At 43.1% G+C, this 13,687-nt stretch carries 14 protein-coding genes and 1 pseudogene; all 15 read left to right on the top strand.

What is annotated here, in order from left to right; genetic code table 11:
- The first annotated feature begins 70 nt into the window (after positions 1–70).
- The 15 genes and pseudogenes from ABIE66_RS26140 to whiA all read left to right on the top strand — a co-directional run bounded on the left by ABIE66_RS26140 (position 71) and on the right by whiA (position 13,675).
- On the top strand, positions 71–1,255 hold the full coding sequence (locus ABIE66_RS26140) for an ATP phosphoribosyltransferase regulatory subunit (RefSeq protein WP_289314414.1): 1,185 nt from the start codon (positions 71–73) through the stop codon (positions 1,253–1,255).
- Positions 1,248–1,880 carry an ATP phosphoribosyltransferase gene (hisG, locus tag ABIE66_RS26135; RefSeq protein WP_370017120.1) on the top strand — a complete coding sequence of 211 codons (633 nt, stop codon included), beginning with the start codon at positions 1,248–1,250 and terminating at the stop codon, positions 1,878–1,880. Before ABIE66_RS26140 ends, hisG begins: the two co-directional genes overlap by 8 nt.
- Positions 1,881–1,903: 23 nt before the next feature.
- Complete coding sequence (hisD, locus tag ABIE66_RS26130) at positions 1,904–3,184, top strand: histidinol dehydrogenase (RefSeq protein WP_370016790.1); 1,281 nt, start codon at positions 1,904–1,906, stop codon at positions 3,182–3,184.
- A gap of 102 nt (positions 3,185–3,286) precedes the next feature.
- Entirely contained in the window at positions 3,287–3,874 is a 588-nt protein-coding gene (hisB, locus tag ABIE66_RS26125; RefSeq protein ID WP_370016789.1) for an imidazoleglycerol-phosphate dehydratase HisB, read from the top strand.
- Positions 3,875–4,507, top strand: coding sequence for an imidazole glycerol phosphate synthase subunit HisH (gene hisH, locus ABIE66_RS26120; protein ID WP_370016788.1), 633 nt, complete (start codon positions 3,875–3,877; stop codon positions 4,505–4,507).
- Entirely contained in the window at positions 4,504–5,238 is a 735-nt protein-coding gene (gene hisA, locus ABIE66_RS26115; RefSeq protein WP_370016787.1) for a 1-(5-phosphoribosyl)-5-[(5-phosphoribosylamino)methylideneamino]imidazole-4-carboxamide isomerase, read from the top strand. The genes hisH and hisA overlap by 4 nt, the downstream gene beginning before the upstream one ends.
- The gene (hisF, locus tag ABIE66_RS26110) at positions 5,239–5,997 is read left to right on the top strand and encodes an imidazole glycerol phosphate synthase subunit HisF (RefSeq protein WP_370016786.1); all 759 of its coding nucleotides are present in this window, start codon (positions 5,239–5,241) and stop codon (positions 5,995–5,997) included.
- Positions 5,994–6,650: a bifunctional phosphoribosyl-AMP cyclohydrolase/phosphoribosyl-ATP diphosphatase HisIE gene (gene hisIE / locus ABIE66_RS26105; RefSeq protein WP_289326948.1), complete on the top strand. Its 657-nt coding sequence runs from the start codon at positions 5,994–5,996 to the stop codon at positions 6,648–6,650. Before hisF ends, hisIE begins: the two co-directional genes overlap by 4 nt.
- Positions 6,651–6,789: 139 nt before the next feature.
- Positions 6,790–6,978, top strand: a pseudogene (locus ABIE66_RS26100) (aldehyde dehydrogenase); the annotation flags it as partial.
- A 202-nt stretch (positions 6,979–7,180) separates the two neighbouring features.
- The gene (locus ABIE66_RS26095) at positions 7,181–8,683 is read left to right on the top strand and encodes a tetratricopeptide repeat protein (RefSeq protein WP_289326947.1); all 1,503 of its coding nucleotides are present in this window, start codon (positions 7,181–7,183) and stop codon (positions 8,681–8,683) included.
- Between the two features lie 103 nt (positions 8,684–8,786).
- Positions 8,787–9,734, top strand: coding sequence for a thioredoxin-disulfide reductase (gene trxB, locus ABIE66_RS26090; RefSeq protein WP_370016785.1), 948 nt, complete (start codon positions 8,787–8,789; stop codon positions 9,732–9,734).
- A gap of 541 nt (positions 9,735–10,275) precedes the next feature.
- Positions 10,276–10,734: an NUDIX hydrolase gene (locus ABIE66_RS26085; RefSeq protein ID WP_370017119.1), complete on the top strand. Its 459-nt coding sequence runs from the start codon at positions 10,276–10,278 to the stop codon at positions 10,732–10,734.
- A gap of 44 nt (positions 10,735–10,778) precedes the next feature.
- Entirely contained in the window at positions 10,779–11,678 is a 900-nt protein-coding gene (gene rapZ / locus ABIE66_RS26080; protein ID WP_289314423.1) for an RNase adapter RapZ, read from the top strand.
- Entirely contained in the window at positions 11,668–12,654 is a 987-nt protein-coding gene (locus ABIE66_RS26075) for a gluconeogenesis factor YvcK family protein (protein ID WP_370016784.1), read from the top strand. Before rapZ ends, ABIE66_RS26075 begins: the two co-directional genes overlap by 11 nt.
- A 67-nt stretch (positions 12,655–12,721) precedes the next feature.
- The gene (gene whiA / locus ABIE66_RS26070) at positions 12,722–13,675 is read left to right on the top strand and encodes a DNA-binding protein WhiA (RefSeq protein WP_289314425.1); all 954 of its coding nucleotides are present in this window, start codon (positions 12,722–12,724) and stop codon (positions 13,673–13,675) included.
- Positions 13,676–13,687: the final 12 nt, after the last annotated feature.

The following is a 13,687-nucleotide window of genomic DNA, read 5'->3' as shown; positions in this document are numbered from 1 at the left end:
TCGGTTTTTGCCTATAAGGCAGACCGATTGGATATATATAGTTTTCAATATTTCAAAAGGATGTGCAGTCGTGACAAAGCCATTTATGTTTGAGAAACCGTTAGGCATGAGAGATACATTGCCGGTGCTATATGAAACGAAAGTGTCGGCCAGAAATAAAATGAGTGATGAAATCAAGAAGTGGGGTTACCAATTTATTGAAACTCCTGCATTGGAATATTATGAAACGATTGGCGAGGCTTCGGCAATTTTAGATCAACAGTTGTTTAAACTTCTTGATTCCCAGGGACATACGCTCGTACTGCGTCCCGAGATGACAGCCCCCATTGCACGAGTCGCAGCATCCAAACTGTTAAAACAGCAAATTCCGCTTCGCCTGGCCTATTCTGCGAATGTATATCGAGCACAGCAGCGTGAAGGAGGCCGGCCGGCAGAATTTGAACAGATTGGTATTGAGTGTATCGGGAATAAGTCAATAAGTGCCGATGCTGAAATGATTGCCCTGCTTGCTGATGTTCTAAAGGCTGCGGGTCTTCAGGATTTTAAGATTTCGATTGGACATATAGGATTTTTACAAGAATTTTTCTTAAGCATTTTAGGTACGGAGGAAAGAGCCTCTAAATTAAGGAAGTTTTTATATGAAAAGAATTATGTTGGTTTTCGGGAGCATGTAAAATCGCTGCCGCTTTCATCCATTGATAAACAGCGGCTTATCGAATTTACCTCCTTAAGAGGCAGTGAAGGCACCCTGAAAAAGGCTCTAGGGCTGATTGAAAATAATGAAGGGCAAGATTCTTTGGCTGAACTGAAGGAATTGTCTGCGCAGTTGAAAGAATTTGGCGTTGATCAATATGTGAGCTTCGACTTAACATTGGTCAGTCATATGAGTTATTACACGGGAACTTTATTTGAAGTGTATGCGGGACATGTGGGTTCGCCAATCGGCAATGGCGGCCGGTATGATAATCTGCTTGAAAAGTTCGGTTGGAATGCTTCTGCCACTGGTTTTGCAATCCGGGTGGATCGTCTTGCAGAAGCTCTTGGGGAGCCGATGCAGCCTGTCGCACCAGAATGTATTTTATTCAGTCCCGAACGGAGATTGGAAGCCATTGAATTTGCAAGAATAAAACGATCCGAAGGAAATTTGGTAACGATTCAAGATATTACAGTCGTTCAAAATGTCGATGCTTTTACAAGAACATTTTCAGAAGTGCATTTATTTGTAGGGAATGGAGGGAATGGAAAAGATGAATAATAGCTTTTTAACGATTGCGATGCCGAAAGGGAGAATATTTGAAGAAGCGGCAGAGCTTTTAAGAAGGGCCGATTTTCGTCTCCCTCCTGAGTTTGATGATTCCAGGAAATTGATCCTTGAAGTGGAAGAGGAGAATCTGCGTTTCATTTTAGCTAAACCGATGGATGTCGTAACCTATGTGGAACACGGTGTCGCTGACATTGGAATTGCAGGGAAGGATGTCATGTTAGAGGAAGAACGTGATGTTTATGAGTTACTTGATTTGAAAATCAGTACCTGCTACTTAGCTGTAGCTGGTCTGCCTGGTACGAAAATAAGTGACATCGCCCCCAAAATAGCCAGCAAATATCCGAATGTTGCCTCCAGTTATTTTCGAGAGCAGGGAGAGCAAGTCGAGATTATTAAGTTGAATGGGTCTATTGAGTTAGCGCCGTTAATTGGTTTAGCTGAACGAATTGTGGATATCGTTTCAACGGGGCGGACATTAAAGGAAAATGGTCTCGTGGAATATGCAAAAATTGCCGATGTGACTTCGAGGCTTGTGGCAAACCCTGTCAGCTATCGAATTAAAGAAGCAAGGATTACTGAAATTGTGGATCGGCTAGCAGAAATAATTGAACAGTAAAGAATCGCTAATGAGGTGAGCGTATGAAAATAGAACGGTTTGCAGAAGGGATTTCACTGAAACGTTCGGTCGATGCAGGTACTGCCGATCAAAGAAAAGCGGTTCAGGATATCATTTATGATGTCAGGAAAAGTGGAAACGCCGCTTTACTTAGTTATACCGAAAGATTCGATGGTGTCAGTCCGGGGGAATTACTTGTATCGGAACAGGAAATGGAAGAAGCGATAGCGTCCTTAGCCACGGAGCAGCTTAATATTCTTAAAGAAGCTGCGAATAATATTCGATTGTTTCACGAGAAACAAATTAGAAATTCATGGTTTACTACTGACGATACGGGAACGATGCTAGGACAAAAATTAACACCTCTTGATGCTGTGGGTGTTTATGTACCTGGAGGCACAGCGGCATACCCTTCATCTGTACTGATGAATACGATGCCTGCAAAGGCTGCGGGAGTGGAACGGATCGTTATGGTATCTCCTCCAGGGAAAGATGGGAAATTATCGCCAGCGGTTTTGGCTGCTGCCAAAATTGCCGGTATTACGGAAATATATAAAGTTGGCGGGGCACAGGCCATAGCGGCACTCGCTTATGGGACGGAAACAATAAAGAAAGTGGATAAAATAGTGGGGCCGGGAAATATTTATGTGGCGTTAGCCAAGCGGGAAGTATTCGGGGATGTCGCCATTGATATGATTGCAGGACCAAGTGAAATAGCGGTATTGGCGGACGAGTCCGCCATCGCCAAAGAAGTCGCGGCAGACTTGCTATCACAGGCAGAGCATGATGCCCGTGCTTGCAGTGTTTTGGTGACGACGTCAGCATCTCTTGCAGAAGATGTGGCTGAGGAAGTGGCCAAGCAGGTGGCGGTGCTTCCACGCCATGATATTGCTGCAGCATCCATAAAGGATTATGGAAGAATCATTGTATGTGGAAATATGGCAGAAGCTGTTGAAGCCATTAATGAACTTGCACCGGAACATTTGGAGATTGTGACCAATGATGCACTTGAAGTCATGGCTAAAATCAGGCATGCCGGGGCAATCTTCATTGGCCGCTTTAGTTCGGAGCCTGTTGGGGATTACTTTGCAGGTCCCAATCATGTGTTGCCTACAAATGGAACCGCCCGTTTTTCCAGCCCGCTTAATGTTGATGATTTCCAAAAGAAATCGAGCATCATCATGTATAGTGAAACGGCCTTCCGTAAAAATGCAGAAAAAATCGCGGCATTTGCCCGCATGGAAGGACTTGAGGCTCACGCCCGTGCCATAGAATCACGTGGTGTGAATGAATCCAGGAAATAGTTCCTGAATCCTTACGAAATAAGGGAAATACTTATATAAGACTTTTGAAAAGCTTTATACATCTTGGGAAAAGGGGTCTTGCCCCGATTAGGAGGAGTTGTAATGGAACGTTTTGCCACTGTGGAGAGAAAGACGAATGAAACGGAAATCAGTTTGAAGTTTGGTGTGGACGGGGAAGGTAATTCCACCATTAAGACGGGCGTTCCGTTTATGACGCATATGCTTGATTTGTTCACGAAGCATGGGAAGTTTGATTTATCTGTAGATGCAAACGGCGATACAGAGGTGGATGATCACCATACAACTGAAGATATTGGCATTTGCTTGGGTCAAACGTTATTGGAGGCCCTTGGAGACAAGCGCGGGATAAAACGTTATGGAAATGCTTTCGTACCGATGGATGAAGCACTAGCCCAGGTTGTCATCGATTTAAGCAACCGTCCGCATCTTGAGTTCAGGGCTGAGTTTCCTTCACAAAAGGTTGGTACTTTCGATACTGAACTGGTGCACGAGTTTCTTTGGAAATTCGCTCTTGAAGCCAGGATGAACCTTCATGTAGTCGTTCATTACGGGCACAACACACATCATATGATCGAGGCAATATTCAAAGCGCTAGGACGGGCATTGGATGAAGCTACGACGATCGATCCCCGGGTCAAAGGCATCCCTTCAACGAAAGGAATGTTGTAAATGATCGGGATCGTCGATTACGGCATGGGGAATTTATTTTCTGTAAGTAAAGGGCTTGAGCGGCTTGGTGCCGATTCATTCATTTCCGATGACCCTGAAGAACTTTCAAAGTCGAAAGGGATCATTCTTCCTGGCGTGGGCTCTTTCAGGGATGCCATGAGTCTTTTGGAAAAACAAAAGCTGGATGAATTCCTGAAGGAATATGTAGCCGGCGGTGGGTATCTATTGGGCATTTGCCTTGGTATGCAGCTTCTATTTGATGAAAGTGAGGAAAATGGACCGGCAAAAGGATTATCTCTCATCCCGGGTAAAGTGGTTCGTTTTAAGGGAGTGGATGCGAATGACCAGGTTTATAAAGTGCCGCACATGGGCTGGAATCGCCTTGAATTTAAACACGAGTCACCAGTGAATCAGGGTCTGGAAGAGGAACATGTTTATTTCGTCCATTCTTATTACGCAGATACGGCTGAATCATTTATTACTGCTTCAGCGACGTATGATGTGGATGTGCCGGCGATTGTCGGTAAAGGGAATGTATTCGGCATGCAGTTCCACCCGGAAAAAAGCGGGAAGATGGGCATGTCACTTTTGAGAAATTATTTGTCATTAGTAGAAGGGAAGGAAAGAACATGAGCAACTTTACTATTTACCCGGCGATTGATATGCGCGGTGGCAAATGCGTCCGCTTAATCCAGGGAGATTACAATCAGGAAACCGTTTATGGCGATTCCCCCTTCGATATGGCTAAAAACTTTGCGGAACAAGGAGCCGATTGGATACATATGGTCGATCTTGACGGAGCTAAAGAGGGAGTTCGCATCAATGATTCATATGTGATTAAAGCTGCAAAGGAGTTAGGGGCACGAATTCAAATCGGCGGCGGTATCCGTACGGAACGGGATATAGCCCATTATCTGGATAATGGAGTGGAACGGGTCATTCTGGGCAGCACGGCCGTTTCAGACCCTGATTTCACTAAAGATATGATAAGGAAATATGGAAGGCATATCGCAATCGGAATAGATGCGAAGGATGGCATGGTTGCCACACATGGTTGGCTTCAAACGTCTGGAACGCTTGCGATAGATCTTGGTAAAATACTGGCGGATGCTGGTGCAGAGACCTTTATCGTGACTGATATCGCGACAGATGGGATGCTTTCGGGTCCAAACGTGAAAGGTATATTGGCTATGGCGGAGGCAACTGGGAAAACCGTGATTGCTTCGGGAGGCATTAGTTCCCTGGAAGACCTTATCACTCTCAAAGAGTATGAAGCTCAAGGAATTGCAGGGGCAATCATTGGCAAGGCGCTTTATACGAATCGCTTTACTGTGGAAGAAGCACTAGAAAAGGTGCGTGGTTAAATGCTCACTAAACGAATTATTCCTTGTCTCGATGTTAAAGATGGGCGCGTAGTTAAAGGCATACAATTTGTTTCCCTTAGGGATGCTGGAGATCCGGTCGAACTTGCTGCCTTTTATGACCAAGAGGGTGCCGATGAGCTTGTCTTCCTTGATATTTCCGCTTCACATGAAGGCAGGGAAACGATTGTCGACGTCGTTCAAGCCGTTGCAGGCAGCTTGGCCATCCCATTCACAGTGGGTGGCGGTATCAATTCATTAGCGGATATGAAGAAGATCTTACGCGCTGGTGCAGATAAGGTATCCTTAAATACAGCAGCCATTCAGCGGCCGGATTTAATTAATGAGGGTTCAGATTATTTTGGTGCCCAATGTATCGTGGTCGCTATAGACGCCAGATATGAGGAAGAGATTGGATCATGGCGCGTATACACCCACGGCGGTCGAAAACCGACTGAATGGGAAGTGATCGATTGGGCGAAGGAAGCCGTCAGCCGTGGTGCAGGTGAAATTTTATTGACTAGCATGGATTGTGACGGGGAGAAACAAGGATTTAATATCGCTTTAACAAAAGCGGTATCTGAAGCTGTTTCGGTGCCGGTCATCGCCTCAGGGGGTGCAGGTAACGCTGGGCATTTCCAGGAAGCCTTTGAAGAAGGTAAAGCGGACGCAGCACTAGCCGCATCGATTTTTCATTATAAAGAAACATCCGTCAAAGAAGTCAAAGCGTTTCTCAAACAACAAGGAGTGGTTGTACGATGAATCTTGAAACTATTAAATACGACGAAAAAGGTCTGATACCGGCAATTATCCAAGATGCCGGAACCGGAGAAGTGCTGACACTTGCTTACATGAATGAAGAATCTCTAAAATTGTCCATTGAAACGGGCGAAACGGTTTTCTTCAGCCGTTCGCGCAATGAATTATGGCATAAAGGAGCAACCAGCGGTAATACACAAAAAATCGTCGAAATGAAGTATGACTGCGATCAAGATGCATTGGTCGTTCGAGTCATTCCTGCAGGTCCTGCGTGCCATACTGGGGCAACAAGCTGTTTTAGCGAATCGATTTACCTAAACAGTGAAGCCCGACAAGCCGTGAAGGTGAATGTGACTTTCTTGACGGAATTAGAAAAATTGATTGAAAAAAGAAAATCGGAAATGCCTGAAGGTTCATATACAACCTATTTATTCGAAAAGGGCGTTGATAAAATCCTGAAAAAAGTCGGAGAAGAAGCGGCTGAAGTGATCATTGCTGCTAAGAACCGTGATGCAGAGGAACTTTCCATGGAAAGTGCCGACCTCCTCTATCACTTATTCGTTCTACTTCAGGAACAGGAATTGCCTTTCCAAGCGGTGCTTGATGTTTTGAAGGCTAGACATTCCGATAAGGACGAACCCAAAGAAACCGAATGAATGGTGACTGCCCTCCGTCAATAGGAGGGCTTTTTTTACTTAAAAAGGATTTTATTCATGTAATTAAGACTATGAGCAACAATCTTGACTCCCCATTTAACCAGGAATATACTTCAATTCAAAAGTTGAATTGTTTTGCTTTTCTCTATGGATTTACAATAAGGGGGATACACAAATCAATGACCAAACTGTAAATGATGGTCCGGATGTCGCGTTTGGAGGAAAGAAAATGAGAGGAATGGGACGCTTCGGTAACCCTTGGGTAGTGGAGGGATTCACTGTAATTAAATGGATTTTCAAACAGAACATAGCTTGTCAATATCCTTTTGAAAAGCATTTCATCCAAACCGGTCCAATAGTATCCTGCCCAAGTTTTAACCAACCGATGGTTAAAATTCATGTAGGCTTTGCCAAATTTTTTCTTGAAGATTGAATGATGATTATCATTTTCCATTTTCTTGAATTGTTCGGCAAATTTACTCCAATATGTTATAATACTATGGTTAATCAACTTGTAGATGGAGGATTACATGAGTAAAGACTCTAAATTTGGCCAACAGGCAAAAATTCTAACTTTTCACCCAACAGGTGAGTATTATTTCACCAAGGGTTTAAAAGCTTATCATAGAAGAGAACTACCTAAATCAAAAAAATACCTGGAACGTGCGCTGGAACTTGAACCTGCAGAACCGATGATAGCCTGTCAATTGGCAATCACATGCTCGGAAATCGGTGAATATAATTATTCAAACAACCTCTTGGAAAACATCTTGGATGTGATGGATCCCTATATGTCGGAATGCCATTACTTCCTGGCGAATAATTATGCCCACTTAGGCATGTTCAAGGAGGCTTACCGTCACGCCAGTGCTTATCTTGATAAAGAAGAAGACGGGGAGTTCAGCGATGACGCAGAGGATCTGCTTGAACTGATAACTTTTGAGTCCGATGAGTCAGAAGAAAATCCCTTTAAGCATGATGGACTCATTACCAAACAGGAAAAAGCCCGTGAGTATCTGGAATCGGGGAATTTCCCGAAGGCAATCGAAGTCCTGAAAGAAACGATTGCCGAATACGAGGATTACTGGTCCGCTTATAATAACCTGGCACTTGCCTATTTCTATCTCGGTCAAGTAAATGAAGCTTTTGAAACACTGGAAGAGGTACTGGAAAAAAGTCCTGGAAATCTGCATGCACTTTGTAACCTTGTTGTTTTTCATCATTATCAACAGGATGAAGAAAAGGTTGAAGAGCTCATACAGATGCTGGAGAAAATTCGTCCGATGCTATCCGAACATCGTTTCAAGCTTGGAGCGACATTCGCTTTGATCGGAAACTATGCATCTGCATATAAATGGCTGAAAGTATTGCAAAAGCAAGGGTTCGAGGGAGATGGGACCTTCTACTATTGGCTTACCATTTCCGCTTTCCACTTAGGTCATGAACAGGCTGCCAGAAAGGCATGGAAAAAGGTCGTGGAAATGAACCCGGAAAAGGAAGGCATGGAGCCTTGGGGAGATATGAATGCGACTTCAGATGGTTTTGAACATCATTTTCCTTCTATTATAAAAAGGCTGGAAAGCGAATTCATCGAAGAAAGGCTGTTTGCCATTTTCCTTCTGAAACATTCGGTCCATAAACAGAAGCTATTGAAAAACCAGGTCCTTAACCTAAATCAGAATTTCACTGATTTGGAACGTGATTATGCAGACCTTGTGCAGACTCCCGCCAAAGATCGCCAATTAACACCGATTGATTTTGCCGATCGCACAGCTGAGCTATTATATCAGCATTTCCAACCGATACAATTAGATGAAGCTGGACTCTATTTAATGTGGTTTTCCGTCTTTATCGAAGCGGTGAAATCCGAGCAGAAGTTAAATAATCCAGCAGGCTGGGCATCTGCGGTGGAGTATGTGTGGAATCAGCTTAAAAATGAAAAGGCGAGCAAACAGGCAATTGCAGACAAACATTTCATATCGGTGTCCACCTTATCGAAGTACGTAAAGTTGGTTCAAACACTTCTGGGATGAGCAGATATTTGGACGAAAAATTATTTGTTATATAGGATAATAGGTAGGGAACACTAACGGTAGTGAAGGTTCCATTTGTAATGGAATATGGAGGAGTGAGAACATGTCTGAAAAAATTTATGACGTTGTTATTATTGGAGCTGGTCCTGCAGGGATGACGGCGGCTGTCTATACATCACGTGCGAACCTTTCAACATTGATGTTAGAACGCGGAGTGCCAGGCGGGCAAATGGCCAATACAGAGGAAGTAGAAAATTACCCTGGATTCGACACAATCCTCGGACCTGAACTTTCGACGAAAATGTTTGACCATGCAAAGAAATTCGGTGCGGAATATGCTTATGGTGATGTTAAGGAAATTATTGACGGTGAAGAGTATAAAACGATCAAAGCGGGTTCCAAGGAATTCAAAGCACGTTCAATCATTGTTTCATCGGGTGCCGAATACAAGAAAATCGGCGTTCCTGGCGAAAAAGAATTGGGCGGCCGCGGTGTATCGTATTGTGCAGTTTGTGATGGTGCATTTTTCAAGCAAAAGGAACTGTTCGTCATCGGCGGCGGAGACTCTGCTGTTGAAGAGGGCGTTTACTTAACACGCTTTGCTTCAAAAGTGACGATCGTTCACAGACGTGATGAACTTCGTGCTCAAAAGATTCTTCAAGATCGTGCATTTGCCAATGAGAAAATTAGCTTCATCTGGAATCATACTTTGAAGGAAATTAATGAAAAAGGCGGCAAAGTGGGCGGTGTCACTCTAGTTTCCACCGAAAATGGAGAAGAGACAGTGGTGGACGCTGACGGCGTATTCATTTATATCGGAATGCTTCCGCTGACTAAACCATTTGAGAACTTGGGCATCTTGAATGCTGCAGGCTATATTGAAACGAATGATCGGATGGAGACACGGATCCCGGGTATTTTTGCTGCGGGTGACGTTCGGGAAAAAACTTTGCGCCAAATCGTTACAGCTACAGGTGATGGAAGCATAGCCGCTCAAGCCGCTCAGCATTATGTTGAGGAACTTCAAGAGAAGTTGCAGCCAAAAGCTTAATTTCATAAGAATCGTAATTCGCTTTTAACGAGGTTGTAACACGCGTGAAATAATGATTGGGTATAGTATGGGTAGAAGTTGACCCCCTTTAATTATAAACGTTTGAGGACACAGATTAAGTATCTGTGTCCTTTTTTTTTGTCCTGCTTTAAGACTGTATATTTCGTACCAATTTTTAGGTGATAACTTTTAATGTGAAGTAAGCCAGCCTTTTGCATTTAGGGAGGGAAAGTGGAGAAGAATATGAGTTAAGCAGGAGATGAAGACTTACTCCGTACTTCCTTGCGAATGAATATTCCGCCAATGCAGGAAGTTTACTTTATTGTTAGCTCATTTCAAAGATAGTATAATGATAAGATATACTAAACATATATATCTTTCATAAAGGTAAGAAGATGTAAAATACAACTTGTTTGAACTATTAGCATTTGTAAATCGCCAAATGGATATCTAGCGGCGGTTTAAGGATATGAACTGAATCTCTTCAACACGGAGGGTGAAGGTTTCTATAGTCGAGCAGAGGCCAATTGAGGTGAAGAACGTGCAACGTGTCACAAACTGTGTATTGATTAAGGATGATCAAATCCTCTTATTGAAAAAACCTAGACGCGGATGGTGGGTAGCTCCAGGCGGCAAGATGGAACCTGGAGAATCTGTACGTGATGCCTGTATTAGAGAATATCGCGAAGAAACAGGCGTTTATTTAAAAAACCCTTCCATCAAAGGTATTTTCACCTTCATTATGAAGGACGGGGATAAAGTTTTGTCAGAATGGATGATGTTCACTTTCTTTGCAACGGATTCCGATGGTATCAATGTGGATGTTTGTGAAGAAGGGGAACTAAGCTGGCATCCGGTTGAAGATGTTAAAAACCTGATGATGGCTGAAGGTGATTTTCACATTCTGGACTATATGGTTCATGGAAGAGGAATCATTTATGGAACGTTTACCTATACGCCTGAGTTTAAGTTACTCTCTTATCGATTGGATCCAGGTTAATATTCACTTATAAAAAAGATTGTTATACATGGGGGCGGAGAACTATGAGTACAGGGCAGATGAGTGAAACGCAATTGGTCATCATTACCGGAATGTCAGGAGCAGGTAAGACAGTGGCGGTTCAAAGTTTTGAAGACCTCGGCTTTTTTTGCGTCGATAATTTGCCGCCCACACTATTGCCAAAGTTTTTGGAGTTAATGAAGGACTCTGGGAATAAGATGAATAAAGTGGCCCTTGTCATGGATTTGAGGGGGAGGGAGTTTTTTGATTCCTTATTTCTTGCACTGGATAATTTAACGGATACAGCTGCAGTATCACCAAGAATCCTTTTTCTTGAAGCGGATGATGATTCCTTGGTACGCAGATATAAGGAAACGAGAAGGACCCATCCTCTTGCTCCATTAGGCCGGCCATTGGAAGGCATTAAAATGGAACGGGAACTTTTGGACGAATTGAAGGGAAGGGCTCAGTTGATTTTTAATACTTCACAACTTAAACCGCGCGAATTGAGGGAGAAAATCGCTTCTGAATTTTCTGCGGATAAAAGTGTAGGTTTTACAGTCAATGTCATGTCCTTCGGATTCAAGCATGGTCTGCCCATAGATGCTGACCTTGTGTTTGATGTACGTTTCCTGCCAAATCCATATTATATTGACCATATGAGGCCAAAGACTGGTTTGGAACAGGAAGTGTCGAGTTACGTTTTAAAATGGAGTGAGACTCAAAAGTTCTTGGAAAAGGTGACAGATCTGCTTGCCTTCATGCTTCCATATTATAAACGTGAAGGAAAAGCACAGCTTGTTGTTGCGATTGGTTGTACAGGCGGTCAGCATCGTTCTGTAGCATTGACGGAGTATATTTCAAACCACTTCAAAAAAGATTACAGGGTTCAAGTATCACATCGCGATATCGAAAAAAGTAAGGGGAAAGCAGATGTTAGATAATAAGAAACAACCTAAGGTTGTAATCATCGGAGGGGGAACTGGCCTTCCTGTTTTGTTGAGGGGTTTAAAGAAACATCCAGTTGATATAACGGCAATCGTTACGGTAGCTGATGATGGTGGAAGTTCAGGTCGCCTTCGCGAGGATATGGATATCCCCGCGCCAGGTGATATCCGTAACGTGCTGGCTGCGTTATCGGATGTAGAGCCTCTTGTTGAACAAATGTTTCAACATCGCTTTCAAAGTAAAAATGAGCTGTCCGGGCATTCGCTGGGGAATTTGATACTTGCGGCTATGACCTCGTTGACTGGGGATTTTGTCCATGCAATCCAGGAAATGAGTAAATTCCTTAATGTCCGCGGTAAAGTGCTTCCGGCTGCCAACCAAAGCGTGGTTCTTCATGCGAAGATGGATGACGGAACGGTTGTTACTGGAGAATCCAAGATTCCCTTTTCAGGAAAGAAAATAAAAAAAGTATTTCTGTCTCCTCAACATATAAAGCCGCTCAGTGAAACTCTCCAGGAAATCAAGCAGGCAGATCTAATTGTCATCGGTCCAGGAAGCTTATATACTAGCATTCTGCCTAACTTACTTGTCCCAGGTCTAGGAGAAGAAGTTGCCCGTTCCAAGGCTAAGAAGGTGTACATTTGCAATTTGATGACACAAGCCGGCGAGACGCTGGATTATAGTGCGAGCGATCATATAAAAGCTATATATGACCATATGGGGAATGCATATATTGACAGGATACTTGTTAATAATGAAGAAATACCAACCGAAATTCAGCAACGTTATCAAGCTGAATATGCTAAACCGGTTATGTATGATGTGGAAAGTTTGAAAAGAATGGGTCTTGAGATCATACAAGAACGCATTTTCAGCTATGAAGGGAATGTAATACGCCATGACACGAAAAAAGTGGCGGATTTGCTTTATAATATGCTTGTAAATGAAACAAAAAGCAACATAGTTCCGTAGATATAAGCGGGGACGGTTTTTTGAATGATAAAAATAGATTACCTGCGTTCGATTGGGGGTGAAATGGATGTCTTTTGCTTCAGAAACTAAAAAAGAGCTTACTACATTAGAGGGAAAGGATTGCTGCGGAAAAGCGGAATTGTGTGCGCTTATCCGGATGAACGGATCCCTTTCATTTTCTAATCGGAAGCTTGTTGTGGATATTCAAACTGAAAATGCTGCGATTGCCAGAAGGATATATACGCTGCTGAAAAAAAGTTATGAGGTCCAGGTCGAGCTTTTGGTCCGTAAAAAGATGAAGCTTAAAAAGAATAATGTTTATATTGTCAGGATGTCATCAGGAGGGCAGCGGATTTTAACCGATTTGGAAATTTTAGGCGATGGCTTTGAAATTCTCCATGCCATATCCGATACTATTGTTGGGAAGAAATGCTGTAAGCGTTCATACCTAAGAGGTGCATTTCTTGCGGGGGGTTCGGTAAACAATCCGGAAACGTCTTCCTATCACCTTGAGATTTTCTCACTTTATAAAGAGCACAATGATGCCCTTTGTGAGCTAATGAATAAGTTTGGCTTGAAGGCCAAGACACTTGAACGCAAAAAAGGGTACATCATTTATTTGAAAGAAGCCGAAAAGATTGCCGAGTTTTTAAGTATAGTTGGTGCCCATTCAGCTTTATTAAGGTTCGAGGATGTACGGATTGTCCGTGATATGCGTAATTCAGTGAATCGACTTGTGAATTGTGAAACAGCCAATTTGAACAAAACGATTGGTGCCTCATTGCGCCAGGTTGAAAATATCCATTACATTGAGGATACGGTGGGACTAAGCATTTTACCGGATAAGCTTCGGGAAATTGCGGAGCTTAGGATAGCATTTCAGGATATAACCTTAAAGGAACTTGGAGAAATGGTATCCGGAGGAAACATCAGTAAGTCCGGAATTAATCACAGATTGCGAAAGATTGATGAAATAGCTGACAGGCTCCGTGGGGGAGAGGCTATTTCTGCGAAAAAATAAAGCTAACAGGGG

The organism is Peribacillus sp. B2I2 (genome assembly GCF_041261685.1).
GTDB lineage: Bacteria > Bacillota > Bacilli > Bacillales > DSM-1321 > Peribacillus.
Note: the sequence above shows the minus strand (reverse complement) of the source record. Positions and strands in the feature narration are given on the sequence as shown.